The sequence below is a fragment of the Streptomyces fractus genome, from assembly GCF_049844455.1.
Classification (GTDB): Bacteria; Actinomycetota; Actinomycetes; order Streptomycetales; family Streptomycetaceae; genus Streptomyces; species Streptomyces fractus.
The window spans coordinates 5027976-5053695 of the sequence record NZ_JBMYHI010000002.1 but is presented as its reverse complement, the minus strand read 5'-3'; the positions used below and the strand labels follow the sequence as shown (position 1 = coordinate 5053695).

22 protein-coding genes are annotated in these 25720 nt (G+C 71.2%); 7 read left to right on the top strand and 15 right to left on the bottom strand.

From position 1 onward, the window contains the following. The first annotated feature begins 339 nt into the window (after positions 1-339). Together ACP4E5_RS24850 and ACP4E5_RS24845 are read left to right on the top strand one after the other, a co-directional pair. Positions 340-909 (top strand): TM2 domain-containing protein, encoded by a 570-nt coding sequence (locus tag ACP4E5_RS24850; protein WP_425832238.1) that lies wholly within the window; start codon positions 340-342, stop codon positions 907-909. 3 nt (positions 910-912) lie between these two features. Continuing rightward, positions 913-1329: a DUF2752 domain-containing protein gene (locus tag ACP4E5_RS24845; protein WP_425832236.1), complete on the top strand. Its 417-nt coding sequence runs from the start codon at positions 913-915 to the stop codon at positions 1327-1329. 31 nt (positions 1330-1360) lie between these two features. On the opposite strand, the gene ACP4E5_RS24840 is transcribed toward ACP4E5_RS24845, so the two are convergent. From ACP4E5_RS24840 to bldG, 6 genes are all read right to left on the bottom strand, one after another. Beyond that, complete coding sequence (locus ACP4E5_RS24840) at positions 1361-1558, bottom strand: hypothetical protein (protein WP_425832234.1); 198 nt, start codon at positions 1556-1558, stop codon at positions 1361-1363. A 131-nt stretch (positions 1559-1689) separates the two neighbouring features. Continuing rightward, positions 1690-3222 carry a DUF7059 domain-containing protein gene (locus ACP4E5_RS24835; protein ID WP_425832232.1) on the bottom strand — a complete coding sequence of 511 codons (1533 nt, stop codon included), beginning with the start codon at positions 3220-3222 and terminating at the stop codon, positions 1690-1692. Positions 3223-3414: 192 nt separating this feature from the next. Then, a complete protein-coding gene (locus tag ACP4E5_RS24830; protein ID WP_327662774.1) occupies positions 3415-3996 on the bottom strand; it encodes a small secreted protein in 582 nt (193 codons plus the stop codon). Positions 3997-4248: 252 nt separating this feature from the next. Beyond that, the gene (locus ACP4E5_RS24825; RefSeq protein WP_425832230.1) at positions 4249-6660 is read right to left on the bottom strand and encodes a sodium-translocating pyrophosphatase; all 2412 of its coding nucleotides are present in this window, start codon (positions 6658-6660) and stop codon (positions 4249-4251) included. A 313-nt stretch (positions 6661-6973) separates the two neighbouring features. After that, positions 6974-7408, bottom strand: a complete 435-nt coding sequence (locus ACP4E5_RS24820; RefSeq protein WP_425832228.1) for an ATP-binding protein — start codon at positions 7406-7408, stop codon at positions 6974-6976. A gap of 115 nt (positions 7409-7523) precedes the next feature. Beyond that, entirely contained in the window at positions 7524-7865 is a 342-nt protein-coding gene (gene bldG / locus ACP4E5_RS24815; protein ID WP_003975386.1) for an anti-sigma factor antagonist BldG, read from the bottom strand. 82 nt (positions 7866-7947) lie between these two features. Between bldG and ACP4E5_RS24810 the strand changes: the two genes are divergently transcribed. After that, a complete protein-coding gene (locus ACP4E5_RS24810; protein WP_425832223.1) occupies positions 7948-10422 on the top strand; it encodes a DEAD/DEAH box helicase in 2475 nt (824 codons plus the stop codon). A gap of 103 nt (positions 10423-10525) precedes the next feature. On the opposite strand, the gene ACP4E5_RS24805 is transcribed toward ACP4E5_RS24810, so the two are convergent. From ACP4E5_RS24805 to ssd, 7 genes are all read right to left on the bottom strand, one after another. Next, positions 10526-10915, bottom strand: a complete 390-nt coding sequence (locus ACP4E5_RS24805; protein ID WP_425832221.1) for an Rv3654c family TadE-like protein — start codon at positions 10913-10915, stop codon at positions 10526-10528. Further along, entirely contained in the window at positions 10912-11277 is a 366-nt protein-coding gene (locus ACP4E5_RS24800) for a TadE family type IV pilus minor pilin (protein ID WP_425832219.1), read from the bottom strand. Before ACP4E5_RS24800 ends, ACP4E5_RS24805 begins: the two co-directional genes overlap by 4 nt. Further along, positions 11264-11500, bottom strand: coding sequence for a DUF4244 domain-containing protein (locus tag ACP4E5_RS24795; protein WP_425832217.1), 237 nt, complete (start codon positions 11498-11500; stop codon positions 11264-11266). The genes ACP4E5_RS24800 and ACP4E5_RS24795 overlap by 14 nt, the downstream gene beginning before the upstream one ends. A 60-nt stretch (positions 11501-11560) precedes the next feature. Further along, a complete protein-coding gene (locus ACP4E5_RS24790) occupies positions 11561-12343 on the bottom strand; it encodes a type II secretion system F family protein (RefSeq protein WP_425832215.1) in 783 nt (260 codons plus the stop codon). Between the two features lie 5 nt (positions 12344-12348). Then, positions 12349-13035, bottom strand: coding sequence for a type II secretion system F family protein (locus tag ACP4E5_RS24785; protein WP_425832213.1), 687 nt, complete (start codon positions 13033-13035; stop codon positions 12349-12351). Between the two features lie 255 nt (positions 13036-13290). Next, a complete protein-coding gene (locus ACP4E5_RS24780) occupies positions 13291-14454 on the bottom strand; it encodes a TadA family conjugal transfer-associated ATPase (protein ID WP_425832211.1) in 1164 nt (387 codons plus the stop codon). Positions 14455-14530: 76 nt separating this feature from the next. Then, positions 14531-15607, bottom strand: a complete 1077-nt coding sequence (gene ssd, locus ACP4E5_RS24775; protein ID WP_425832209.1) for a septum site-determining protein Ssd — start codon at positions 15605-15607, stop codon at positions 14531-14533. A 566-nt stretch (positions 15608-16173) separates the two neighbouring features. Here ssd and ACP4E5_RS24770 point away from each other — a divergent pair. After that, on the top strand, positions 16174-17025 hold the full coding sequence (locus ACP4E5_RS24770; protein WP_425832207.1) for an HAD family hydrolase: 852 nt from the start codon (positions 16174-16176) through the stop codon (positions 17023-17025). Between the two features lie 345 nt (positions 17026-17370). Here the strand turns inward: ACP4E5_RS24770 and ACP4E5_RS24765 are convergent, their stop codons facing one another. After that, positions 17371-18195, bottom strand: coding sequence for a Fic family protein (locus ACP4E5_RS24765; protein WP_425832205.1), 825 nt, complete (start codon positions 18193-18195; stop codon positions 17371-17373). A gap of 101 nt (positions 18196-18296) precedes the next feature. Here ACP4E5_RS24765 and ACP4E5_RS24760 point away from each other — a divergent pair, with 101 nt between their 5' ends. Beyond that, a complete protein-coding gene (locus ACP4E5_RS24760) occupies positions 18297-19277 on the top strand; it encodes an ATP-binding protein (protein WP_425832203.1) in 981 nt (326 codons plus the stop codon). A 173-nt stretch (positions 19278-19450) separates the two neighbouring features. On the opposite strand, the gene ACP4E5_RS24755 is transcribed toward ACP4E5_RS24760, so the two are convergent. Further along, positions 19451-20758: a polysaccharide deacetylase family protein gene (locus ACP4E5_RS24755; RefSeq protein WP_425832201.1), complete on the bottom strand. Its 1308-nt coding sequence runs from the start codon at positions 20756-20758 to the stop codon at positions 19451-19453. A gap of 337 nt (positions 20759-21095) precedes the next feature. Between ACP4E5_RS24755 and ACP4E5_RS24750 the strand changes: the two genes are divergently transcribed. Both ACP4E5_RS24750 and acs read left to right on the top strand, forming a co-directional pair. Beyond that, a complete protein-coding gene (locus ACP4E5_RS24750) occupies positions 21096-23477 on the top strand; it encodes a bifunctional SulP family inorganic anion transporter/carbonic anhydrase (protein ID WP_425832199.1) in 2382 nt (793 codons plus the stop codon). Between the two features lie 186 nt (positions 23478-23663). Continuing rightward, positions 23664-25622 carry an acetate--CoA ligase gene (gene acs / locus ACP4E5_RS24745; RefSeq protein ID WP_425832197.1) on the top strand — a complete coding sequence of 653 codons (1959 nt, stop codon included), beginning with the start codon at positions 23664-23666 and terminating at the stop codon, positions 25620-25622. The last annotated feature ends 98 nt before the right edge of the window (positions 25623-25720 follow it).

Genomic DNA, 25720 nt, shown 5'->3' with positions numbered 1-25720 from the left:
TCCCGCGGGATCGTGCCGTTTCCACGGCACTGCTGCGGAGTGTGACGGTACCTCCCGCCGGTGTGTCAAACGGGAAAAGCACGCAGCAGCCACTCGGAACGGTAACCCGACTCTTCGTGATCCTGCCCCCGGACCGGCGAGCGGACGCCTGGACTCCGGGGCCAAGGGGCCGCGGCTGGTGTGCCGGGTTCCTGTGGCGAACGTCCCCATTACGCAGCGGTCCCGTGCCCTCGGACTCGCCCGTTTATCCCTTCCTGACAAGATGGCGCGTGGCTGGGGGAGCCCGCGGGGAGCCCTCGGCTCGTCCCCCACGGCACCACTATCCAGGAGCTTCCCGACATGTCCGAGAACAATCCGTACGGCCAGCCCCCCAAGGATCCCTCGGGCGGCAATCCGTACAACCAGCCTCCGTCGGACCAGCCGGGCCAGCAGGGCGCGAGCCCGTACGGCTACCCGCAGCAGGGCTCGCAGCCCGGCTACGGCACGCCGCCCCCTGGTCAGCCCGGTCAGCCCAGCTACGGCTACCCCTACCCCGGCTCCGCCCCGGCCGGCGGCGGCGCGTACCCGCCCTCGCCGGGCCCCGGCATGGGTGGTCCGCACATGGGCGCCCCGCACATGGGTCCCGGCATGGGCATGCCCTACGACCCGGCCGCGCCCTACGGCTACGACCCGTACGGCCGCCCGTACTCGGACAAGACGAAGCTCGCCGCGGGTCTCCTCGGTATCTTCCTCGGCGCGTTCGGCGCGGGCCGCTTCTACACCGGGCACACCGGCATGGCCGTCGCCATGCTCATCGTGTCGATCGTGACCTGCGGACTCGGCCATATCTGGGGCCTGATCGACGGCATCATGATGCTCGCCGGCGGCAACGCCACCGACTCCCAGGGCCGCCTGCTGCGGGACTCCTGACCGATGCCCCGCGCCGCGTCACCCACCGCTCGCCTCAGGAGCGCGCTCGGCGCCCCCGCGGCGGCCCCGCTCGGGGTGCTCGCGGCGGGGGCCGTCGCCGCGCTGTATCTGTACGGCACGGACCCGCACCAGCCGGGCCACGTCCTGCCGGGCTGCCCCTTCCGGTTCGCCACGGGCCTGCTCTGCCCGGCGTGCGGCGGGACGCGGATGGTCTACGACCTGATGCACGGTCAGTACGTCAGGGCCTGGCACGACAACGCCGCGCTGCTGCTCGCCGCCCCCTTCGTCCTTGCCCTGCTGGGGTGTTGGACGTACGCGGGGCTGCGCGGCCGCCGCTGGTCACCGCCGATCGGCGGTCGCGGCGCGGCCGCGATCGTGACCGGGGCGCTGGCCTGGGCGGTGCTGCGCAACGTGCTCTGAGCTGCGCCCTCGTGGGGCCGGGCGGCCGGGTCTAGACCTGGCCGAAGCACCACACGGCGAGCGCCAGCGACCCCGCCCCGGCCACCGCCGCGAGCACGGCGGACGTCACAGGGCGCGCCCCGTGTGCCACCGGCTCGCGGTGCGCCGTGCGCGCCCCGGTCCACGCCAGCAGGCCCGCCCCGAACAACCCGAACACCGCGCCTGCGAACACCGCGGGAACACTCTCCATCGCCCTGCCTCCCCCACCTACGCACCGATTCCGGTACTCACCGGTACTCAGGCGGGCGACGCTTGCACCGGTGGCCGAACCCCGGGTGAACTCCCGGGCGCCACAAGGAGAAGAGGAGTGGTCGGCCGGTTTCAGTCGACGGGCGTGAACGGTTCCAGGAACCCCTGCTCGACCAGCGTGCGGATCTGCGCGGGCGTGCGGTCGCGCAGCGACACCGGGTCCTCGCCCATGAGTTGGGCGATGGCGTCCAGGATCGTCCCGGCGCTCAGCGTCCCGTCGCAGACGCCCGCGAACCCGGCGCCGACCGTGTCCACCTTCGTCGCGCGGCGCATCCCCCGCCCCTGCCGCAGCACGACGTGCTCCGGGTCCTCGGCGCCCGGCAGCCCGACCTGCTCCTGCACGACCTCCCCGGACAGCTTGAAGTGCGCCCCGAGCAGCGCCGCGTCGTCGTGCGCCCGCAGCCAGTCGACCCGCTCGAAGTGCGCGCGCACGGTGTCGCCGAGCGGCTGCTCGACGGGGTGCGGCCACTCCTCGACGACGATCGAGGGCTCGTCGGAAGCGGAACCGGTCTTCCTGAGCGTGATCCAGCCGAAGCCGACGGCCCGCACCTTGCGCGCCTCGAACTCGTCGAGCCACGCGTCGTACCGCGCCGCGTACGCGGCCGGATCGCCCCGGTGGTCACCGGCGTCACGCAGCCACAACTCGGCGTACTGCGCGACGTCCTGAACCTCGCGCTGCACGATCCAGGCGTCACAGCCGCGCGGCACCCAGGAGCGCAGCCGCTCGGCCCACTCCTCCCCCTCCACGTGCTGCCAGTTGGCCAGGAACTGGGCGTACCCCCCGTCGTTCAGGTGCTCCCCTGCCCCTTGAACGACCGAGCGGCACAGATCGTCCCCGCTCATGCCGCCGTCGCGGTAGGTGAGCCGAGCTCCCGGCGAGATCACGAACGGCGGGTTGGAGACGACCAGGTCGTACGTCTCGTCGCCCACGGGCTCGTACAGCGACCCCTCCCGCAGCTCGGCCTGCTGAGCGCCCGACAGCGCGAGGGTCAGCGCGGTCATGTGCAGCGCGCGCGGGTTGAGGTCGGTCGCGGTGACCCGCGTGGCGTGGCGCGCCGCGTGCAGCGCCTGGATCCCGGATCCGGTGCCGAGGTCGAGGGCCGAGCGAACGGGCGTACGCACGGTGATCCCGGCGAGCGTGGTGGACGCCCCGCCGACGCCGAGCACGACGCCTTCCTCGCTGCTGCCGATGCCTCCGGCGCCACCGACGGCGCACCCGAGGTCGGACACGATGAACCAGTCCTCGCCCTCGGGGCCGCCGTACGGGCGTACGTCGACGCTCGCCGCGACCTCGTCGCCCCCGACGGCCCGCAGCCAGCCGCTCTCCAGGCACGCGTCGAGCGGCAGCACGTCGGCCACGCGCTCGCGCGGCGCGGGCTGCTGCAACAAGAAGAGCCGCACGAGCGTCTCCAGGGGCCGCTCGCCACGGGTGGCCCGCAGGGCGGGCACGGTCTCGCTGCGCGCGAGCGCCGCGTAGGCGGACGCCCCGAGCAGTTCGAGCAGCCCATCGGCGGTGAACTCGGCAGAAACCAGAGCGTCACGCAGATCCTGAGCGACATCGGCACGGTCAACGGCGGGCAGCGATACAAAACCGGAAGAACTCACACCCCCATTGTGACGCTCCCACGCCTGTGGGCAGGCGTTCCGCACGGTGAATGGGGTCTCCCCTGCTCGAGCGAAGCCGAGAGCTTGGGGAAGGGTGGGCACAGCCCACGGTTCAGCGCCACGCAAACACGACAACGCCCCCGGCGCCGCGCAGAAGAGCGCAACCCCGGGGGCGCGAAACGAAGCCGGAACCTAGGACCCCGACGGCGTAGCGGAAGCGCTCTTGCAGCTCTCCTGCTTCGCCATCGCCTTGCCCACGTCCCCCTCCTCGAGGTTCTTGAGCGCGTCGCTGCCGTCCTGGCTCAGCGTGTCCAACTGGCCGGCGATGTCCTTCAGCCCATCCGCGAACTTCGCCTGGTCGCCCGTGTCGAGCTTGTCGACCTTCTTCTTCAGGTCGGCGTACGACGTCGAGATCTTGTCCAGTTCCTTGACGGCGTTCTGCTGCTTCTTGTCACCGCCGTCGACCGGCGGGGCCCCGGCCTTGTCGACCGCGTCACCGATCGCCTTGTACGCGTCGGACATGTCCTGGAACGCCTGCGAGTCGGTCTTCTGGACCTGCTCGGGTTCGCTGTTGTCCGAGGTCTCCTTCTGGATCGCGGTGTTCGCGGCCTCGATCTTCTTGGCCTGCGGCTGGACCTTGTCGCAGACCTGCTTGGCCCAGGAGTCGAGCTTCTCGTTGCTGTCGTCGCTGCAGCCCGACAACGCCAGTACCAGTACCGCACCGCCGGACAGTGCGGCAGCAAGCTTCTTGTTCACCGGATTGGTCCCTTCCATGGCTCTCGGCCCCGGAACTTACACGCCACGCACACGACAATCGCACGCCGGGTGTCCCATACGACCACTTTATTGGCCTTTAACAGCCATTTGCACCAAGAGAGATAAGGCTCACGGAAACCGGAAGGGCCCGCCTCGCAGACGTAAGAAAACTACGCCAGAACACACCGATGGGCGGACAGCCCGTCAAAAGACGCTGTCCGCCCACCTGTTGTCGCACTGACGCGCGATCAGGTCACGTACGCGGGTTCCTCACGTACGTGTCGAGGAGACCACGGCAGGATCCGACTGCTCCGGCACCCGTCCGGCCCCTTCCGCACCCTCGTCCTCGTCCCCGCCGACCGCGATGCCGCGCCGCTTGGACATGTACACGGCACCGACGATCACGGCGAGCGCCACGACGGCGGCCGCGATCCGCACGCCCACGCTCGCGTCGTCCCCGTAGCTGAATTTGACGATCGCGGGCGCGATGAGCAGCGCCACGAGGTTCATCACCTTCAGGAGCGGGTTGATGGCGGGGCCCGCGGTGTCCTTGAACGGGTCGCCGACCGTGTCGCCGATGATCGTCGCCTCGTGCGCCTCGCTGCCCTTGCCGCCGTGGTGCCCGTCCTCGACGAGCTTCTTGGCGTTGTCCCACGCGCCGCCGGAGTTGGCGAGGAAGACGGCCATCAGCGTGCCCGTCCCGATCGCCCCCGCGAGATACGCGCCGAGGGCACCGACGCCGAGCGTGAAGCCGACCGCGATGGGCGCGAGGACGGCGAGCAGGCCGGGCGTGGCGAGCTCCCGCAGCGCGTCCTTCGTGCAGATGTCGACCACACGCCCGTACTCCGGCTTCTCCGTGTAGTCCATGATCCCGGGGTGCTCGCGGAACTGCCTGCGCACCTCGTAGACCACCGAACCGGCCGACCGTGAGACGGCGTTGATGGCGAGCCCGGAGAAGAGGAACACGACCGCGGCCCCGGCGATGAGCCCCACCAGGTTGTTGGGCTGCGAGATGTCCATCACCAGGTTCATCGGCGCGCCCGAGCCGACCTTCTCGCCGACGTCCGAGGCCGCGGTACTGATCGCGTCCCGGTACGAGCCGAACAGCGCGGCGGCCGCCAGTACGGCGGTCGCGATGGCGATGCCCTTGGTGATGGCCTTGGTGGTGTTGCCGACGGCGTCCAGGTCGGTGAGCACCTGCGCGCCCGCGCCCTCGACGTCACCGGACATCTCGGCGATGCCCTGCGCGTTGTCGGAGACCGGGCCGAAGGTGTCCATGGCGACGATGACGCCGACGGTGGTGAGCAGCCCCGTGCCGGCCAGGGCGACCGCGAACAGGGCGAGCATGATCGACGTACCGCCGAGCAGGAACGCGCCGTACACGCCGAGCCCGATCAGCACCGCCGTGTAGACGGCCGACTCCAGGCCGATGGAGATACCGGCGAGCACCACGGTGGCGGCTCCGGTCAGCGAGGACTTGCCGATGTCCTTGACCGGGCGCCGGCTCGTCTCCGTGAAGTACCCGGTGAGCTGCTGGATGAGGGCGGCGAGCACGATGCCGATCGCCACGGCGACGACCGCGAGGATCCGAGGGTCGCCCGCCTTGCCGCTGATGGCCGCGTCCGTGACTCCGTCCAGGTCGCCGTACGAACCCGGCAGATAGGTGTAGACGGCGATGGCCACGAGCACGATCGAGATCGCCGCGGAGATGAAGAACCCGCGGTTGATGGCGCTCATCCCGGAGCGGTCGGCCCGGCGTGGCGCGACGGCGAAGATGCCGATCATCGCCGTGATGACACCGATCGCGGGCACGATCAGCGGGAACGCCAGGCCGGCGTCACCGAAGGCCGCCTTGCCGAGGATCAGCGCGGCGACCAGCGTGACGGCGTACGACTCGAAGAGGTCGGCGGCCATTCCCGCGCAGTCTCCGACGTTGTCGCCCACGTTGTCGGCGATGGTCGCGGCATTGCGCGGATCGTCCTCCGGAATGCCCTGCTCGACCTTGCCGACCAGGTCGGCGCCGACGTCGGCGGCCTTGGTGAAGATGCCGCCCCCGACACGCATGAACATCGCGATCAGCGCCGCCCCGAGCCCGAATCCCTCCAGGACCTTGGGCGCGTCGGCCGCGTAGACGAGCACGACACAGGAGGCGCCGAGCAGGCCGAGCCCCACCGTGAACATGCCGACGACGCCGCCCGTACGGAAAGCGATCTTCATGGCTTTGTGCGAGACCGCGGTGAGATCCTTTTCGGGCTCGCCTTCCGCCGGGGTCGCTTCTCGCGCGGCCGCGGCGACGCGCACATTGCTGCGCACCGCGAGCCACATTCCGATATAGCCGGTGACGGCCGAGAACACCGCGCCGATCAAGAAGAAGATCGACCGGCCGGCCCGCTGATTCCAGTCGTCCGCCGGAAGCAGCATGAGCAGGAAGAACACCACGACGGCGAATACGCCGAGGGTCCGCAGTTGTCGGCCCAGATAGGCTTTCGCGCCTTCCTGGACCGCGCCGGCGATCTCCTTCATCGAGTCCGTGCCCTCGCCGGCCGCGAGCACCTGGCGCACCAGGACTCCGGCGACGGCGAGCGCCGCGAGCGCGACGACGGCGATGACGACGACGATCAATCTGTTGTCGTCGGTCAGAACTGCGGCTGCGAACGTAGCAGGGGTAGAGGGCTCCGCCATTCGTCCTCCTTGACGCTTGGACTGAGCTCAAGATGTGGACGGATTGTAGGGAGCGGACCCTGATCAAAACAGGGCGCGGCAAACGGAATTGTTTCCTACCCAGCAAATGTTCGGCGAACCTCAAGGCGAACGTGAATGCGGAATCGCTAACACCCTGAGGGCATTAGCGGAGATCATTAATTGACCGATCCCTTGATCGACCTCAGGAAACGCCGTAGGAGTCCCTCGGGAATCCCTCAGTAAGCACGGAAGAGGCCCTGTCCACCGGAAGGTGAACAGGGCCTCCAAAAGATCTCCGGCCGCGCGCGGAGCGCTACGGCAGCGTCGCCGGCAGGGTCGGCCAACTCATCCGAATGAGTCCGCCGTCGGTGTCCGCGGTGACTTCGACATCGTCCACGAGGCCGCTGATGACGGCGAGACCCATCTCGTCCTCACCCTCGGCCTCCAGGTCGTCGGCGGAGCCCGCGCCTCCGGCCGCGGCCGACGGGGGAACCGTGCGCGGCGCCTCGTCACCGACCTCGATGGAGAACTGCTTCTCCTCCTCGATCAGGGCCACCCGCACCGGCGCCGAGATGCCGCTGCTCTGGTGCAGCCCGACGGCACGGCTGCAGGCCTCACCGACGGCGAGCCTGACCTCGTCGAGCACGGCCTCGTCCACGCCCGACCTGCGCGCCACGGCGGCCGCCACCAGACGGGCCGTCCTGACGTGCTCGGGCAGAGGGCTGAAGCGGAGTTCGACAGTGGCCATGCATCCCCCTCGGACAGACGGGCCCACGGTTGTACGAGCGTGCTCCCGGGGACCGGCCGGCCTCGGCCGCCCGATCCCCTTGTCTCCACCGGTGTCACCACCGGCATCAACCGGATCAGTCGGTCGCCGCGACGGCTTCCTCGACCGAGGTGTGGATCGGGAACACCTTGGTCAGTCCGGTGATACGGAAGATCTTGAGAATGCGCTCCTGGTTGCACACCAGGCGCAGCGAGCCCTCATGGGCACGCACGCGCTTCAGGCCGCCGACCAGTACGCCGAGCCCGGTGGAGTCGAGGAAGTCCACGCCCTCCATGTCGACGACAAGGTGGAAACTGCCGTCGTTCACCAGCTCGACCAGCTGCTCGCGCAGCTTGGGCGCGGTATATACATCGATTTCGCCACCGACCTCGACGACCGTACGATCGCCGACGGTACGGGTCGACAGGGACAGGTCCACGGATCCTCCAGCACCTTGCTATCGAGCGGTCGCCCCTCGGGGATACCTCGGCTTGATCCCCCGGGACGGTTCGCCAGCCGCGATGGCATTCAATCACTTACCGGCAGGCGTGCACGACGCCTTGAGAGCATTGTCCGTCACGCCAGTGACACACTCGGTGCCGATGGCCAAGAATCACCGATCCGAACGACCCTCGGCATCCGCCCCAGACCGCCCCTCTCCCGGTGCGGTCCTGGACCGGCTCGCCTCGGGTCCGAGCAGGGCTGCGCGCATCACCCATACGGAGCACTTGCCCCCTCGCCCCGGCCGTCATGCAGTCTGGCCCGATCGGATCCGGGCCGAGGTCATCGCGGCCGTGCAGACCGCCGGAATCGCGCACCCCTGGGCCCACCAGGCACTCGCGGCGGAGCACGCCCTGGACGGCGATTCGGTCGTCGTCGCCACCGGCACGGCCTCCGGGAAATCGCTCGCCTATCTGGTCCCGGTCCTGTCGACCCTGCTCGACGGATCCGAGGCGCCGAACGGGCGCGGCGCGACCACGCTCTACCTCGCCCCGACGAAGGCGCTCGCGGCGGACCAGTGCCGATCGGTGAAGGAACTTTCACAACCTCTCGGTACGGCGATTCGCCCCGCGGTCTACGACGGCGACACCCCGTTCGAGGAACGCGAGTGGGTACGCCAGTACGGAAACTACGTCCTCACCAACCCGGACATGCTGCACCGGGGCATCCTGCCCTCGCACCCGCGCTGGTCCTCCTTCCTCAAGGCCCTCAAGTACGTCGTGATCGACGAGTGCCACACCTACCGCGGTGTCTTCGGCTCGCACGTGGCGCAGATCCTGCGCAGACTGCGCCGCATATGTGCCCGCTACGGATCCGACCCCGTCTTCCTGCTGGCCTCGGCCACCTCGGCCGAACCGGCCCTCTCCGCCCAGCGGTTGACGGGTCTGCCGGTCCTCGAGGTCGCGGACGACGCCTCGCCGCGCGGCGAACTGGTCTTCGCGCTCTGGGAACCCCCGTTGACGGAGATGCAGGGCGAGAAGGGCGCACCGGTGCGGCGCACGGCGACCGCCGAGACGGCGGACCTCCTGACGGACCTCGCCATCCAGGGCGTGCGCTCGGTCGCCTTCGTACGCTCCCGGCGTGGCGCCGAGCTGATCTCGGTGATCGCGCAGGAGCGGCTCGCCGAGGTCGACCGCTCGCTCGCCCGCCGGGTCGCGGCCTACCGCGGCGGCTATCTCTCCGAGGAACGCCGGGCCCTCGAAGCGGCCCTGCACTCCGGTGAACTCCTCGGCCTCGCGGCCACCACCGCCCTCGAACTCGGCATCGACGTCTCGGGGTTGGACGCGGTACTGATCTCCGGCTACCCCGGTACGCGGGCATCGCTGTGGCAGCAGGCGGGCCGTGCGGGCCGCTCGGGACAGGGCGCGCTCGCCGTCCTCGTCGCCCGCGACGACCCCCTGGACACGTATCTGGTCCACCACCCCGAGGCTCTCTTCGATCAGCCGGTCGAGTCGACGGTCCTCGACCCCGACAACCCGTACGTCCTGGCGCCGCACCTGTGCGCTGCGGCGGCGGAAATCCCGCTGACCGAACCGGATTTGGAGCTGTTCGGCCCGGCGACCGCGGATCTGCTGCCGCAGCTGGAGGCGGCGAAGCTGCTGCGGCGCCGCTCCGCCACGAAGGCCTGGCACTGGACGCGCCGCGAGTCCGCCGCGGACCTGGCCGACATCCGAGGCGAGGGCGGCGCCCCCGTACAGGTCGTCGAGGCCGGCACGGGCCGGCTGCTCGGCACGGTCGACGCGGGCTCCGCCCACACCTCGGTCCACGACGGCGCGGTCCACCTCCACCAGGGCCGCACGTACGTGGTGAAGAAGCTGGACCTCGACGACAACGTCGCCCTGGTCGAGACGGCGAACCCCACCTACTCGACCACCGCCCGCGACACCACGGCCATCTCCATCCTGGAGACCGACGTCGAAGTCCCTTGGGGCGACGGCAGGTTGTGCTACGGCTCGGTCGAGGTGACGAACCAGGTCGTCGGCTACCTCCGCCGCCGCCTCATCACCGGCGAGGTCCTCGGCGAGACCAAGCTCGACCTCCCTCCTCGTACGCTGCGCACCCGCGCGGTGTGGTGGACGGTCACGGAGGACCAGCTGGACGCGGCCCGCGTGAACCCCGAGATCCTCGGCGGCGCCCTGCACGCCGCCGAACACGCCTCCATCGGCCTCCTCCCCCTCTTCGCCACGTGCGACCGCTGGGACATCGGCGGCGTCTCGGTCCCGCTCCACCCGGACACGCTCCTGCCCACGGTCTTCGTCTACGACGGTCATCCCGGCGGCGCGGGCTTCGCCGAACGCGCCTTCCACACCGCCCACGAGTGGCTGACCGCCACGCGCGAGGCCATCGCCGCCTGCGAGTGCGACGCCGGTTGCCCGTCCTGCATCCAGTCCCCCAAGTGCGGCAACGGCAACGATCCCTTGCACAAGCGGGGAGCAGTGCGGCTGCTTTCGGTGCTGCTGAAGGGGGGCGGCGGGGCAGGTGGCGTAGGCAGGTAGGTGGGGTAGGTGGCGTAGGCGGGGCACGTGGTGTGCACGCCTGTCCGGGCCGTTGCCGGGCGACCAGTCCTACGCCGCGGGGCTCCGCCCCGGACCCCGCGCCTCAATCGCCGGCGGGGCTCGATCTGCCCTGCCGGGCATCCGTCACGGCGGCCTCCGGCCCCGCCCGTGCCCGTACCTCCGAGCGGAACGTCCCGTGCCCCGCCGCCGCGGTCACCTCCGACACCTCCCCGCGCACCGTGCACCGCACCACGCCCGCCGCCTGCGCCCGCGCCACCCGCGCCGCCAGCGCGCACGCCTTCGCTCCCCCTTCCGTCCAGTGGTCCGCCGCGGCAAGCGCCGCCAGGTCGGCCGCAGAGCCCGCACGGTGCCGTGCCTCAACCGCCTGCCCCATGGCCAGCACCGCCCCGAACACCACGCCCACCGCGGCCATCGCCATCGCGACCCACACGGTCGCCGACCCGCGGTCCCGCCCTCTCGCTCTCCTGCTCATGTCCGCGCCACCGCCTCCTCCTCCGCCGCCGCCACGGCCTGCGCGCTCAGTTCCACCCCGAGCGGCCCCGGCCCCACGGACCTCGCCCGCACCGTCACCCGCACCAGATCGCCCTCCCGGCCCACCTCGACCCGGGCACCCGGCGGCGCGGCCTCACGGGCCGCGGCCACCGCGGCGCCCCGGGGCTCCTGCCGGGCCACCGCCCTGGCCCCGGCCCGCGCGGCGTCCACGCACCTGATCTGCGCCGACGCCGCGAGCACCACCCAGACCAGCGCCATCGTGAACGCCACGAGCACCGGCAGCACCACGGCCGCCTCCGCCGTCACAAACCCCCGGTCGCGGCGGGGCTCAGAACGAGCCATGGAGCGCCTTCGCCACCAAGGACTGCAGCGCCGCCTGCACCACGTCGCTCGTCACCACCTGGTACAGCACCCCGGCGAAACCCACCGCCGCGATCAGCCCCACCGCGTACTCGGCACTGACCATCCCGGCGTCCCGCCGCCCGGACCGCACCGACCTCGCCCATCGGACAACACCTCCGCGCACCCACTCGCGCCAAACCCGCCCCATACGCATTCCACTCATGCCAACTCCCTTTCAGCACACCGCTATTCACTCGAAACGCCATAGCCGGAACACCCCGCCTCACCTCCCTCCCAACACCCCGCCTCCCAGCCCGATCACCACCGGCACCACCCCGACCACCAAGAACGCGGGCAGGAAGCACAGACCCACGGGCGCCGTGATCGCCACCGCGGCCCGGCGCGCCACCGTCGTCGCCCGGCGCCCCCGCTCGGCCCGGCACTCCGCGGCGAACCGCGCCACCGGCGCCGCCGCCGGAGCCCCGGACTCGCCCGCCCGCTCCAACAGCCGGACGAGCTCATCGGCGCCCGGCACGGCCGCCAACTCCTTCCACGCCACACCCAGTTCGCCCCCGAGCCGGACCTGAGCCGCACCCCGCTCGAGCCCCCGCCCGACGGGTCCGCCAAGCGCCTCCCCGACGGCCCGCGCCGCCTCCACAGGACCGGCGCCCGCCGCAAGACACGACGCCAACAGGTCGGATGCCAAAGGCAGTTGGCGTACGGCGGCGCCCCTCGCGCTCGCCCCCGCACCGGCTCTCGCGCCCTCCTCCCGGCCACGCCACCAACGCCACACCCCCACCCCGCAGGCCGCCCCGATCACGACCCCGGCCACCCCGCCCACCAGCACGAACCCGGCACACGCCGCCCCTGCGACCGGCACCCACCGCCGCACCCCGGCCGGCAGACCCACGGACCGCCGCGCCGATTCCGCCGCCGCCACTTCGAGCACGAGCCGCACCCGCCGCCGCAGCGCCCGCTCTTCCCGCCGCGCCGCGACCTCCCGCACCAGCCACATCACCATCACCGCGGCACACAGCACCGCCCCCAGCCTGTGGACAACGTTCATCGCCCTCACCCCTCCGCCCCTCGCACGATCCGCATCGCCCACCACACCCCGGCGGCCTCCAACGCCCCGCCCATCACCAGGCAGCCGATCCCCGGCCACGTGTGCAGCAGCACCCGCAGCGGCCGCGCCCCCATGCCCGCCCCGAGCAACAGCGCGAAGACGGGCAGCCCGGCGAGCATCACCGTGGTCGACGTGGGGCCCGCCAACTGGGCTCTGAAATCGGCCCGTTGATCCCGCTCCGCCCGCAGCGCGTCGGCGAGCCGCTCAAGACCGGACGCGAGCCCCGCGCCCCGGTCCACCGCCACCCGCCAGCACGCCGCCAGCCCGTTCAACCCCTCGGCCCCCGGTTCCCGCGCCGCCGCTCTCAGGGCCCCGGGCACATCCCCGCCGAACCGGGCCGCCGCCACCACGGCCGCACTCCCCGCGCCGGTCAACGCCCGCGACCCCCGCACCGCCACCACCAGCGCGTCGCCCGGCTGCCGCCCTGCCCGCACCTCACCCGCCAACAGCCCGCACAACCGGATCACCGCCTCCCCGCGCCGCCCCTTTCCCCGCCGCGCCGCCCCGGCCCCACGCAACCGCCCCACTCCGGGCACGGCACACACACCGAGCACGACCGGCAGCACGGAGGCGCCGGCGATCCCGACCACCACCCCGCCGACCGCACACCACCATTCGGGCCGCCCCCTCACCCAGGCCCACCACCGCTCCCCCAACCCCATCCACCCGGACACCACCCCGGGCCCCGCCCCAACCCCCATCACCCTCCGGGCCCTCCTCACCTCCAACTCCCGCACCTGCACCGCCCACACCACGACCACCGCCCCCAACACGGCCACCACCCCACCGAATCCACCACCAGTCACACCCACACACCCCTCTCCACCGACTCACACACCTCGCACCCCACACCCACGCGTCCTACTCGCCCCCCAGAGTCAGCCCCCTCACCCCAACCGCACCCCCAGCAACCCCCCGAGCCGCGCCCACCCCGCCCCCTCCACGAAGCCCCGCTCGCCCCACTCCAGCGCCGGTACCGCCCGGACCCAGCCCTCCGCGTCCCGCTCCAGCACCTGGACCTGGGCGATGCGTCGCCGTCCGGCCCGGTCCCGTACGAGGTGCAGTACCACGGACACCGCCGCCGCCAACTGGCTGTGCAGTGCCGCCCGGTCGAGGCCCGCCGCCGTTCCCAGCGCCTCGAGGCGTACCGGGACGTCGCTCGCCGCGTTGGCGTGGACCGTGCAGGAACCGCCTTCGTGGCCCGTGTTCAGGGCCGCCAGCAGCGAGACCACCTCGGCGCCGCGCACCTCGCCCACCACGAGCCGGTCGGGGCGCATCCGCAGTGCCTGACGGACCAGGTCGTCGAGGCCGACGGCCCCCGCGCCCTCCTGGTTGGCGGGGCGCGATTCGAGCCGGACGACATGGGGGTGGTCCGGCCGCAGCTCGGCGGAGTCCTCGGCCAGGACGATCCGCTCCCCCGGCCCCACGAGGCCGAGCAGCGCGCTCAGCAGCGTCGTCTTGCCCGTGCCCGTACCGCCGCTGATCAGGAAGGACAGGCGCGCGTCGAGCAACGCCCGCAGCACCCTGTCGCCGCCCGGAGGCACCGTCCCCGCCGCCGTCAGCTCCTCCAGGGTGAACGCCCGGGGTCGCACGACCCGCAGGGACAGACAGGTGCAGCCCGCCGCGATCGGTGGCAGCACCGCGTGCAGCCGGGTCCCGTCGGGCAGCCGGGCGTCCACCCACGGCCGCGCGTCGTCGAGGCGGCGCCCCACGACGGCCGCGAGCCGCTGCGCCAGCCGCCGTACGTCCGCGGCGCTCTCGAAGGCCACGTCGGCGGGTTCCAGGCCGCCTCCCCGGTCGACCCACACCTTGTCCGGCGCCGACACCAGGACATCCGTCACCGAGGGGTCCGCGAGCAGCGGCTCCAACGGCCCCGCACCCACCAGCTCCGACCTCAACCTGCCTGCCGCGCCCAGCACTTCGGCGTCGCCCAGGATCCGCCCCTGCGCCCGCAACGCCTCGGCCACGCGCGCGGGCGTCGCCTCCGACCCGTTCTCCGCGAGCCACTGCCGTACGCCGTCCAGCATCCGCGCCCCGACCACCGCGCTCATGACACCACCCCTCCTCGCACCCACTGCTCGACCGTCCACACACCGACCGCTCCGGCCGCCACCACGTCCTCCCGATTCACGCCGCGTCGCCCTCCACCGCCGCCACCGGCATCCGCTCCCAGAACGCCCCGCAGAACCGCCCCAGCGGCCCGCCCTTCAACACCGCGGTGTCCGCGGGCAGTTCACCGGCGAACGGCAGCCCGACGAGCCGCGCCACCTCGTCCGCCGCGAGGCCTCCCGCCCCTCCCGCGGGCGCCGCCACCACCCGCAGGTCCCGCAGCACCATCCCCGCCGCGCCCGCCATCCGACGCGCAGCCGCCACGGCCCGCAGCTCCGGTGGCACCACGAGCAGCCCCAGGTCGAGCTGGGCGAGTGCCTCCACGGATCCGGCGTCGACCCGGCGCGGCAGGTCCACCACGACGACGCCGCCCCTGCGCCGCCCGGCCGCGATCACCGCACGCACCGCCTCCGAGGGCACCGTCGCGAGATCGCCGCGGTCCCAACTGAGCACCCGCAGATCGTGCAGCCGGGGCAGCGACTCCTCCAGGGCCGCGCTACCGACCCGGCCCCGCGACTCGGCGAAGGCGGGCCAGCGCAGCCCGTCCACCGCCTCGCCGCCGAGCAGCACATCGAGCCCACCGCCGAGCGGGTCCGCGTCGACCAGGAGCGTGCGCCGCCCCGCCCGGGCGGATGCCACGGCGAGCGCACAGGCGAGCGTGGAGGCTCCGGCCCCGCCGCGGCCGCCGAGCACCCCGACGGTCAGGGCGGGCCGCCCGACTCCCTCGACGACATCGGCGATCCGGTCCATCAGCCACTGCTCGCCGTCCGGCAGGACAAGCACGTGGTCGGCGCCGATCTCCACGGCCCGCCGCCACACCCCGGAATCGTCCTGATCACGCCCAACCAAGATCACGCCGCGCCGTCGGGACACCCCGCGCAGCCGCCGCGCGGCATCGTCCCCGACCAGCACGAGCGGCGCCGATTCCCAGCCGCCCCAGCCCTCTCTGCCCGCCGGCGCGCCGTGCCCGACCTCGGGCCGTACGCCCGCCGCCGCGCACAGACGCAGCAGGTCGTCCAGCAGCTCCACGTCCTCCGTAACGATCAACGGGGCGCGTCGCACGTCCCGCGCGTCGCACTCGATGACTCCCGCCATGGTCCGGTCCCCCTCTCGCCGCGCTCGCCCGCCCATGCGGACGATCCGTTCCACACGTGAAGTCGGCGGTGTCCAAGGCTCCGAATACCGCCCATCCGCCACGGCACGGCCATAACAAACCGGCCATGAACACGGACCCGAACTTCGCGTGCGGAATCACCGTGCAGCGATCCCGGAAAACGTGGGGATCTTGGTCAATAACTGTGGACGCGAGAAGGCTTGTGAATATCCCAGTCACCCATACCGGTGACACCTTGAACGAGGCATGGAACTCTCCACAGAGCAGCCCGACGGTCACGCAGCGTGACGGGCCCCGGGTGTGCCGACGGCGGCGTGCGAGCCTTTGAAACCCGCCGTTCGGGCATGAAAAAAGGACCCGAAAACGGGTCCGGACATGCGACGACCCCCGCCGGGGGAGAGCGGGGGTCGTCCCCACGGTCCGACTCGGGGGGGAGGAGCCAGACCGGGTTAGCACGGTCGCGAACGATCCGTGACTTCCATGGTGTACCCGAGAGCCTTCTCAAGCAAACCCACGCGCCACAGCTTACGCCGAATGGTTGGCGCCTATGCTCGGCCTCGTGGAAAACCACTCCTTGCCTCACTCCACGCCCCGTACAGCGGCGTTCTTTGACCTGGACAAGACGGTCATCGCTAAGTCGAGCACACTCACCTTCAGCAAGTCGTTCTACCAAGGCGGGCTGATCAACCGGAGGGCCGTACTGCGCACCGCGTACGCCCAGTTCGTCTTCCTCGCGGGCGGCGCCGACCACGATCAGATGGAGCGGATGCGCGAGTACCTCTCGGCGCTCTGCCGCGGCTGGAACGTGCAACAGGTGAAGGAGATCGTCGCCGAGACCCTGCACGACCTGATCGACCCGATCATCTACGACGAGGCGGCGTCCCTCATCGAGGAACACCACACCGCCGGACGCGATGTGGTGATCGTCTCCACATCCGGCGCCGAGGTCGTCGAGCCGATCGGTGAGCTCCTCGGCGCGGACCGGGTGATCGCCACCCGCATGGTCGTGGGCGACGACGGCTGCTTCACGGGCGAGGTGGAGTACTACGCGTACGGGCCCACGAAGGCGGAGGCCATCAAGGAGCTGGCGCGCACCGAGGGGTACGACCTCGCGCGCTGCCACGCGTACAGCGACTCGGCGACGGATCTGCCGATGCTCAGCTCGGTCGGGCATCCGCACGCCGTCAATCCGGACCGGGCGCTGCGCCGCGAGGCCCTCGCGCGTGAGTGGCCGATCCTCGACTTCCACAAGCCGGTCCGGCTCAAGCAGCGCCTGCCCCATCTGTCCGCGCCCTCGCGGCCGGCGCTGCTCGCGGCGGCCGGGGTCGGCGCGGCGGCGGTCACGGCAGGACTGGTCTGGTACGCGAGCCGGCGTCGCGCGACATCAGGCGCCCATTGACGCCACCTGGCATCGCCGGTTCGCCCTATTTGAACCTAAAAGTAAAGAAGTGCGGCCAGGGCTTCCGCTTCCCTCAGGGGAGGAGTACAAAGGATTCAACGGCCCGCGAGACCAAGGACATCCGAGAGGAACACCTTCAACCGCAACAGGCCCCACGGACCGATGCATGAACACCGGGCACCCACGCGACGTCGACCCGTCGATTACGGGCCAGCCGCACCAGGCGACGGGCAATGAACCCGACCTGATGGGCAATATTCCGAGGACGCTTGGTAACCCTGTGGACATGCCAGCGGCGGTACGAGTCTTCGTACCGCCGCAACCCTTTTCTCGGGCTCTTTCCCGCTACGCGGCGCCCCGCTGCAGCGCCTCACAGACGGCCGTCGACTCCCTGACGCCCAGCTCCACGGCCTTGCCGCAGTGGTTGATCCAGGCCGCCATTCCCTCCGGCGTACCGGAGACATAGCCGTCGAGTGCGGCCGCGTAGGCCGCACGGCCGAGTTCGGCGTGCCCCAGCTCCGCCGGGCAGACGGACTTCGGGTCGAGGCCGCTGCCCACCAGAACGATGCGCTCGGCGGCGCGCGCGACCAGACCGTTGTGCGAGCCGAAGGGGCGCAGGGCCAGCAGCTCGCCGTGCACGATGGCGGCGTTCACCAGGGCCGGGGCCGCGCTCTCGGCGATGATCAGCTGCGAGAGTCCCTCCAGTCGGCCCGCCACCTCCTCGGCGTCCGGCACCGGGAGCTCGACGAGCGGCTCGTCGACCGGCTCGCCCGCGAGCCGCGGCCGGCCCACCGCGTCGCTCTTGTCGGCCGCCGCGACCAGGTGGAGGCGCGCGAGCACGCGCAGGGGCGACTGCCGCCAGATGGAGAGAAGTTGACCCGCCTCGGCGGTCAGCCGCAGGGCCGCGCCGACCGTGGGCGCCTCCTTGTCGCCGTCGCCGCCACTGAAGTCGGTGCGCCTGCGCACCTCTTCGAGCGGCCAGTCGGCACCGTAGAGCGCCGCGCTTCCGCGCGCTCCGCGCAGCGCGGCCTCGGACGTGACCTCGTTGCTGCGACGCCGCATGACCCGGTGCCCGTAGACCCGGTCCACAGCCTTGCGCACGGAGTCCACGGAATCGGCCACGCCCGGCAGGTCGGCCAGGGCGGCGAGGGGGTCGGCTGTCGTACTCATGAGTACGACCCTACGGGCCACACGGCGCCGCCCCACGAAGGAGTGGTCTTCTTCACGCCACATCGACACGGACAGCGACCGTACCGATACCCTTCGTGAACATGAAGATCGCTTTCGTGGGGAAGGGCGGCAGTGGCAAGACCACGCTGTCCTCACTGTTCATCCGCCACCTCGCCGGCACCGGCTCCCCGGTCATCGCCGTCGACGCGGACATCAATCAGCACCTCGGGGCCGCGCTCGGGCTCGACGAGGGCGTCGCGGGCGAGCTGCCCGCGCTGGGGGCCCGGCTCCCCCTGATCAAGGACTATCTGCGCGGTTCGAACCCGCGGATCTCCTCGGCCGACACGATGATCAAGACCACGCCGCCCGGTGAGGGCTCGCGGCTGCTCAGGGTGCGCGAGAACAATCCGGTGTACGACGCCTGCGCCCGCGACGTGGAACTCGACGGCCAGGCCGTGCGTTTGATGGTCACCGGGCCGTTCACCGAGGCCGACCTCGGTGTCGCCTGTTACCACTCCAAGACCGGAGCGGTGGAGCTGTGCCTGAACCACCTCGTCGACGGCCGGGGGGAGTACGTGGTGGTCGACATGACCGCGGGCTCCGACTCCTTCGCCTCGGGCATGTTCACCCGCTTCGACATGACGTTCCTGGTCGCCGAGCCGACCCGCAAGGGTGTCTCGGTCTACCGCCAGTACAAGGAGTACGCGCGGGACTTCGGTATCGACCTGAGGGTGGTGGGCAACAAGGTGCGGGACGCGGACGACCTGGAGTTCCTGCGCTCCGAGGTCGGCGAGGACCTGCTCGTCACCGTCGGGCACTCGGACTGGGTGCGTGCCATGGAGAAGGGCCGCCCGCCGCGTTTCGAGCTCCTGGAGGGGCCCAACAAGGCGTCCCTGCAAGCACTCCAGGACGCGGCCGACGCCACGTACGAGGCCCGCGACTGGGAGCGCTACACGCGCCAGATGGTCCACTTCCACCTGAAGAACGCCCAGAGCTGGGGCAACGAGAAGACCGGGGCCGACCTGGAATCCCAGGTCGACCCCGGCTTCGTTCTCCGGGAGAGCGTCACGGCGACTGCCTGACACCGCCACCACGGACGGCGGACGGAGTCCCGACGCAGCCCTCCGAAGCCCGCGAAGCGGCGCGAGGAGGGCAGAAGAAGGGGTCCGGGGCCGACCTGGAATCCCAGGTCGACCCCGGCTTCGTTCTCCGGGAGAGCGCCACGGCGACCGCCTGAGCAAGTGCCGTGCCGGGGCTACGACTTGGCGGCCGGGGCTCCCGGTACCCCCTTCGGGGCCGGGGCGCCCTTGCCGCCGAGGTAGGAGGCCCAGCCCTGCTTCGGGACCTCGCCGACTCCGAGGCCCCCGAGCTTCTTCAGGGTCTTCGGGTCCTGGGCGTCGAGCCAGTCGGCGAGCTGCCGGAAGGAGACGCAGCGGACGTCGGGCTTCTTGCAGACCCGCTCGACCGTCTCGTCCACGGCGCGCATGTAGGTGCCGCCGTTCCAGGACTCGAAGTGGTTGCCGATGACGAGCGGCGCGCGGTTGCCCTTGTAGGCGCGGTCGAAGCCGGCGAGCAGGCTGTCGCGCATCTGGTCACCCCAGTACTCGCGCTTCGCCGGGTCGCCCTGGGTCGCCGTGCCGGACTGGTTGACCATGAAGTTGTAGTCCATGGTCAACTGCTCGTAGGAGTGCCCCTTGAACGGGACGAGTTGCATCGACAGGTCCCACAGGCCGTTCTTCTTCTTGGGCCAGACCTGGTTGTTGACGCCGCTGGTGTCGTAGCGGAAGCCGAGCTCGCTCGCGGCGCGCGTGAAGTTCTCCTTGCCTTCGAGGCAGGGGGTGCGGGCTCCGATGAGCTCCTTGTCGTAGTCGAAGGGCAGCGGCGCGGACCGGTTCAGGCCCGAGTTCGTCTTCCAGCCCTTCACGAACGACTTGGCCTGCTGGATCTCGCTCTTCCACTCGGCCACCGACCACTGGCCGACCCCGCCGCCCTTGCCGCAGAAGTGGCCGTTGAAGTGGGTGCCGATCTCGTTGCCCTCGAGCCAGGCGCCGCGCAGTTGCTCGACGGTGTCCTTGATTCCCTTGGCGTCGTTGAAACCGATGTCCGAGCGGCCCGCCGAGTGTTGCGGCGCGTGGTACTTGTCCGCCTTGTCCTCCGGGAGCATGTACACGCCGCTCAGGAAGTACGTCATGGTCGCGTTGTTCTCCTTCGCGACCTTGCGGTAGTGCGAGAACAGCTTCTGGCTGTCCTCCCCCGCGCCGTCCCAGGAGAAGACCACGAACTGCGGCGGCTTCTGCCCGGGTCTGAGGCGCTCGGCCCGTGGCAGGTTCGGCTGCCGCCCGGTGTACGCGGTCGAGCCGTCGCCGATGAGCCGGATCGCGCTGCCCGGCTTGGCCTTCTTCGGACCGGGGGCGCCCTGGTGGGGCTTGGTCTTCTGGGAGCGGTGCTCGCCGGATCCGCCGGTTTCCCCGGTGGCGCATCCGGCGAGTGCCGCGGCGCACGCCGCGACGGCGGTGATGCCCGCGGCGAGCCGCCTGGCGGCAGTCCTGTGGGTGGCGGCCATCTTCCGCCCACCTTCTTCCTGGAGTCGGCTTGTATGGCGGTGAAATGAGAGAAACGCCCGTTACGTACGGACATCGCCGACACCGTGGCACGAGAGCCGAACGGCATTAGTCCGACAAGCCGACCAGGATTCTTATTCACTACTGAGCGTGAAAAACTGACCCATTTGCCCCTTTAATCCGGCCGCAACCTTTACTCTGCATTACGATTCGTTTACCGAGCGTTGATTTCATCCCGCCGCTGCACGCCGTGAACCACGGCCGCGATCGACCCCACCCACCGCTCAGGGGTCACCCCACATTCCGCGACCGCGCTGCACCCCGGAGGAGACGGGAACCATGTCAGCCTGCGTACCCACCCGCACCAGCGACTCCGACCGGACGGGCGAGCCCTCGGGCGCCGCCCGGACCGCACACAGTCCGCCACCCAAGCCCCGCCGCTTCCGCATCGCGGGAGCCGACCTCTCCGCGTCCGTCGCGGTCTTCCTCATCGCCCTGCCGCTGTCCCTCGGCATCGCCCTCGCGACCGGCGCGCCCCTGGAGTCGGGGCTCGTCGCCGCCGCCGTCGGCGGCATCGTCGCCGGCTGCGTCGGCGGAGCGCCGCTCCAGGTCAGCGGGCCCGCCGCGGGCCTCACCGTCGTCACCGCCGAGCTGATCCAGCGCTACGGATGGCGGACCACTTGCGCCGTCACCGTCCTCGCCGGCCTCGTCCAACTCGGCCTCGGCTGCCTACGGGTGGCCCGCACCGCCCTCGCCGTCAGCCCCGCCGTCGTCCACGGCATGCTCGCCGGCATCGGTGTCACCATCGCCGTCGCCCAGCTGCACATCGTGCTCGGCGGCACCCCCGAGAGCTCCGTGCTCGCCAACGTGGCGTCCCTGCCCCAGCAGTTGGCGCATGCCCAGCCCGCCGCCCTGGGCGTCAGCGCGCTCACGCTGACCGTGCTGCTCGCCTGGCCGCGCATCCCGGGGCGGATCGGCCGCCTCGCGCGCAAGGTACCGGCCGCGCTCATCGCCGTGACCGCCGCGAGCGTGACCGCCGCGCTGCTCGGGCTCAGCCTGCCCGAGGTCGATCTGCCGTCCTGGAGCAGCCACGCGCTCGCCGGGCTTCCGGACGGGCCCGTGCTCGGCATCGTCGCCGCCGTCCTGACGACCACGCTGGTGTGCAGTGTGCAGTCGCTGCTCGGGGCGGTCGCCGTGGACAAGATGAGCGCCAAGCGCTCGGACCTGCCGCCCTCGATGCGCCGCTCGAACCTGGACCGCGAGCTGCTCGCCCAGGGCGCGTCGAACATCGTGTCCGGATCGCTCGGCGGGCTGCCCGTCGCGGGCGTCGCGGTGCGCAGCACGGCGAACATCAACGCGGGCGCCGTGAGCGGGAACTCCTCGATCCTGCACGGCGTTTGGGTAGTAGCCGCCACACTGCTCCTGGTCCCCGTCCTGGAGCTGATCCCGCTCGCCGCGCTCGCCGCCCTGGTGATGGCGGTCGGCATCCAGATGGTGTCGCTGAACCACATCCGCACGGTCACCCGCCACCGTGAGGTCCTGGTGTACGCGGTCACCACCCTCGGCGTCGTCGTCTTCGGCGTGCTCCAAGGCGTGGGGCTCGGGGTCGCGGTCGCCGTCGGCGTCGCGCTGCACCGCCTCGCGCGCACCCGCATCACGCACGAGGTGGACTCCCGAGGCGTCCACCACGTCCGCGTACGGGGGCAGTTGACGTTCCTGGCGGTGCCCCGGCTCAGCCGGACCCTGCACCAGGTGCCGCACGGAGCGGGCTGTGTCGTGGAGCTGGACGGGTCGTTCATGGACCACGCCGCGTACGAGGCGTTGCAGGACTGGCAGAAGTCGCACACCACACAGGGCGGCAGGGTCGAGGTGGCCGGGCGGGGCGGGGCCAGGATCGCCGAGCCCGCGCGCGCGAGCCACACCTGCTGCCGGCCCTGGACGCCGTGGCGCAACCACCACTGCGACGACCGGCCCGCGCACGCCCCGGCGGCGGAGCCCGCGACCGCCGAGCCGCGCCGAGTCGGCGGGCATCAACTGGCCAGCGGGATCAGCGCGTTCCAGCGCAATACGGCGCCGCTGGTGCGCGAGGAGCTGGCGCGGCTCGCACGCGAGGGGCAGCAGCCCACGCAGCTGTTCCTGACGTGCGCCGACTCCCGGCTCGTCACGTCGATGATCACGTCGAGCGGTCCCGGCGACCTCTTCGTCGTACGGAACGTGGGCAACCTCGTGCCGCTGCCCGGCGCCGAGAGCGGGGACGACTCGGTGGCGGCCGCCATCGAGTACGCCGTGGACGTGCTCAAGGTGCAGTCGATCACCGTGTGCGGGCACTCCGGATGCGGGGCGATGCAGGCGCTGTTGAGCAGCCCCCCGAGCGGCCACGGGGCGCTCACCCCGCTCAAGCGCTGGCTGCGGCACGGCATGCCGAGCCTTGAGCGGATGTCCGACGCGGGGCTGCCGTGGGCGCGGCTCGCGGGGCGGGCGCCCGCCGACGCGGCCGAGCAGCTCTGCCTCACCAATGTCGTACAGCAGTTGGAGCACCTGCGGGAGCACGAGTGCGTGGCGCGCGCCCTGGAGCGGGGCGCGCTCGAACTGCACGGCATGTACTTCCATGTCGGGGAGGCGCAGGCGTATCTGCTCGCCGAGACCGACCCGGTCTTCGGACAGGTCGCGGCCACCGCACTCGACGACAGCCTCGGCGAAGGAAGCGCCACGCGGGCCTGAACCAACCCTTTCCCGGCTCCGTGCAACAGATGAGACCGTAGGGCTCCCGACCAGGTCGGGAGCCCTACGCGTACAGGTCTAAACCAATTCACGGACCCCCCTTGTCACCAGGGGTCGCGGTCTGATGAGCTGTGGCCTGGGACACAACGGTCGCCTCCGACACAAACACTGCATGGGAGAAGCGTCGTGAGCAACGAAAGCCTGGCCAACCTCTTGAAAGAGGAGCGACGCTTCGCGCCGCCCGCTGACCTGGCCGCGAACGCCAACGTCACGGCCGAGGCGTACGAGCAGGCCAAGGCTGACCGGCTCGGTTTCTGGGCCGAGCAGGCCCGCCGCCTCACTTGGGACACCGAGCCGACCGAGACCCTCGACTGGTCGAACCCGCCGTTCGCCAAGTGGTTCAAGGACGGCAAGCTCAACGTCGCGTACAACTGCGTCGACCGCCACGTGGAAGCGGGGAACGGCGACCGCGTCGCGATCCACTTCGAGGGCGAGCCCGGCGACAACCGCGCGATCACCTACGCCGAGCTCAAGGACGAGGTCAGCCGGGCCGCGAACGCCCTGACAGAGCTGGGAGTTCGGACCGGGGACCGGGTCGCGGTCTACCTGCCGATGATCCCGGAAGCCGTCATCTCGATGCTCGCCTGCGCGCGCATCGGCGCCGCGCACTCCGTCGTCTTCGGCGGCTTCTCGGCCGACGCCATCGCCAAGCGCATCGAGGACGCCGACGCCAAGGTCGTCATCACCTCCGACGGCGGCTACCGGCGCGGCAAGCCGTCCGCGCTCAAGCCGGCCGTCGACGAGGCGGTCAGCCGCGTGGACGGCGTCGAGAAGGTCCTCGTCGTGCGCCGCACCGAGCAGGAAGTGGAGTGGACCGAGGGCCGCGACGTCTGGTGGCACGACCTCGTCGGCCGCCAGTCCGCCGAGCACACGCCCGAGGCCTTCGACGCCGAGCAGCCGCTCTTCATCCTGTACACGTCGGGTACGACGGGTAAGCCGAAGGGCATCCTGCACACCTCCGGCGGCTACCTGACGCAGGCCAGCTACACGCACCACGCCGTCTTCGACCTCAAGCCGGAGACCGACGTCTACTGGTGCACCGCCGACATCGGCTGGGTCACCGGCCACTCGTACATCACGTACGGCCCGCTCTCGAACGGCGCGACGCAGGTCATCTACGAGGGCACCCCGGACACCCCGCACCAGGGCCGCATCTCCGAGATCGTGCAGAAGTACGGCGTCACGATCCTCTACACGGCGCCCACCCTCATCCGTACGTTCATGAAGTGGGGCGACGACATCCCCGCGAAGTACGACCTGAGCAGCCTGCGCGTGCTCGGTTCCGTGGGCGAGCCGATCAACCCCGAGGCCTGGGTCTGGTACCGGAAGAACTTCGGCGCCGACAAGTGCCCCGTCGTGGACACCTGGTGGCAGACCGAGACCGGCGCGATCATGATCTCGCCGCTGCCGGGCGTCACCGAGGCCAAGCCGGGCTCCGCCCAGCGCGCGCTGCCCGGCATCTCCGCGACCGTCCTCGACGACGAGGGCAACGAGGTGCCGAACGGCGGCGGTGGCTACCTGGCCCTCACCGAGCCGTGGCCCTCCATGCTGCGCACCATCTGGGGCGACGACCAGCGGTTCATCGACACGTACTGGTCCCGCTTCGAGGGCACGTACTTCGCCGGTGACGGCGCCAAGAAGGACGAGGACGGCGACATCTGGCTGCTCGGCCGGGTCGACGACGTCATGCTCGTCTCCGGGCACAACATCTCGACGACCGAGGTCGAGTCGGCGCTCGTCTCGCACCCTGCCGTCGCCGAGGCCGCCGTGGTCGGCGCCGCCGACGAGACGACCGGTCAGGCGATCGTCGCCTTCGTGATCCTGCGCGGCAGCGCGAACGCGGAGGACGAGTCGCTGGTGGCGGACCTCCGCGCCCACGTGGGCACCGCTCTCGGCCCGATCGCCAAGCCCAAGCGGATCCTCCCGGTCGCCGAGCTGCCCAAGACGCGCTCCGGCAAGATCATGCGCCGCCTGCTGCGCGACGTCGCGGAGAACCGGGCGGTGGGCGACGTCACGACGCTCGCCGACTCCTCCGTGATGGACCTGATCCAGGCGGAGCTGCCCTCGGCGTCGAGCGAGGACTGATCCGCGTACGCACCACGGGGACGGGCATCCGGCGAGCGCGCCGGGTGCCCGTTTCGTACGTAAAGTGATGATCACCAAGCAGGCCGGGGCACCCTGTA

What these genes read in the sequence shown, in the direction of transcription:
- ACP4E5_RS24850 (WP_425832238.1), top strand. Translation starts at nt 340, where the DNA reads ATGTCCGAGAACAATCCGTACGGCCAGCCCCCCAAGGATCCCTCGGGC.
- ACP4E5_RS24845 (WP_425832236.1), top strand. Translation starts at nt 913, where the DNA reads ATGCCCCGCGCCGCGTCACCCACCGCTCGCCTCAGGAGCGCGCTCGGC.
- ACP4E5_RS24840 (WP_425832234.1), bottom strand. Translation starts at nt 1,558, where the DNA reads ATGGAGAGTGTTCCCGCGGTGTTCGCAGGCGCGGTGTTCGGGTTGTTC.
- ACP4E5_RS24830 (WP_327662774.1), bottom strand. Translation starts at nt 3,996, where the DNA reads ATGGAAGGGACCAATCCGGTGAACAAGAAGCTTGCTGCCGCACTGTCC.
- ACP4E5_RS24825 (WP_425832230.1), bottom strand. Translation starts at nt 6,660, where the DNA reads ATGGCGGAGCCCTCTACCCCTGCTACGTTCGCAGCCGCAGTTCTGACC.
- ACP4E5_RS24820 (WP_425832228.1), bottom strand. Translation starts at nt 7,408, where the DNA reads ATGGCCACTGTCGAACTCCGCTTCAGCCCTCTGCCCGAGCACGTCAGG.
- ACP4E5_RS24810 (WP_425832223.1), top strand. Translation starts at nt 7,948, where the DNA reads ATGGCATTCAATCACTTACCGGCAGGCGTGCACGACGCCTTGAGAGCA.
- ACP4E5_RS24805 (WP_425832221.1), bottom strand. Translation starts at nt 10,915, where the DNA reads ATGAGCAGGAGAGCGAGAGGGCGGGACCGCGGGTCGGCGACCGTGTGG.
- ACP4E5_RS24800 (WP_425832219.1), bottom strand. Translation starts at nt 11,277, where the DNA reads ATGGCTCGTTCTGAGCCCCGCCGCGACCGGGGGTTTGTGACGGCGGAG.
- ACP4E5_RS24795 (WP_425832217.1), bottom strand. Translation starts at nt 11,500, where the DNA reads ATGAGTGGAATGCGTATGGGGCGGGTTTGGCGCGAGTGGGTGCGCGGA.
- ACP4E5_RS24790 (WP_425832215.1), bottom strand. Translation starts at nt 12,343, where the DNA reads ATGAACGTTGTCCACAGGCTGGGGGCGGTGCTGTGTGCCGCGGTGATG.
- ACP4E5_RS24780 (WP_425832211.1), bottom strand. Translation starts at nt 14,454, where the DNA reads ATGAGCGCGGTGGTCGGGGCGCGGATGCTGGACGGCGTACGGCAGTGG.
- ssd (WP_425832209.1), bottom strand. Translation starts at nt 15,607, where the DNA reads ATGGCGGGAGTCATCGAGTGCGACGCGCGGGACGTGCGACGCGCCCCG.
- ACP4E5_RS24770 (WP_425832207.1), top strand. Translation starts at nt 16,174, where the DNA reads ATGCTCGGCCTCGTGGAAAACCACTCCTTGCCTCACTCCACGCCCCGT.
- ACP4E5_RS24765 (WP_425832205.1), bottom strand. Translation starts at nt 18,195, where the DNA reads ATGAGTACGACAGCCGACCCCCTCGCCGCCCTGGCCGACCTGCCGGGC.
- ACP4E5_RS24760 (WP_425832203.1), top strand. Translation starts at nt 18,297, where the DNA reads ATGAAGATCGCTTTCGTGGGGAAGGGCGGCAGTGGCAAGACCACGCTG.
- ACP4E5_RS24755 (WP_425832201.1), bottom strand. Translation starts at nt 20,758, where the DNA reads ATGGCCGCCACCCACAGGACTGCCGCCAGGCGGCTCGCCGCGGGCATC.
- ACP4E5_RS24750 (WP_425832199.1), top strand. Translation starts at nt 21,096, where the DNA reads ATGTCAGCCTGCGTACCCACCCGCACCAGCGACTCCGACCGGACGGGC.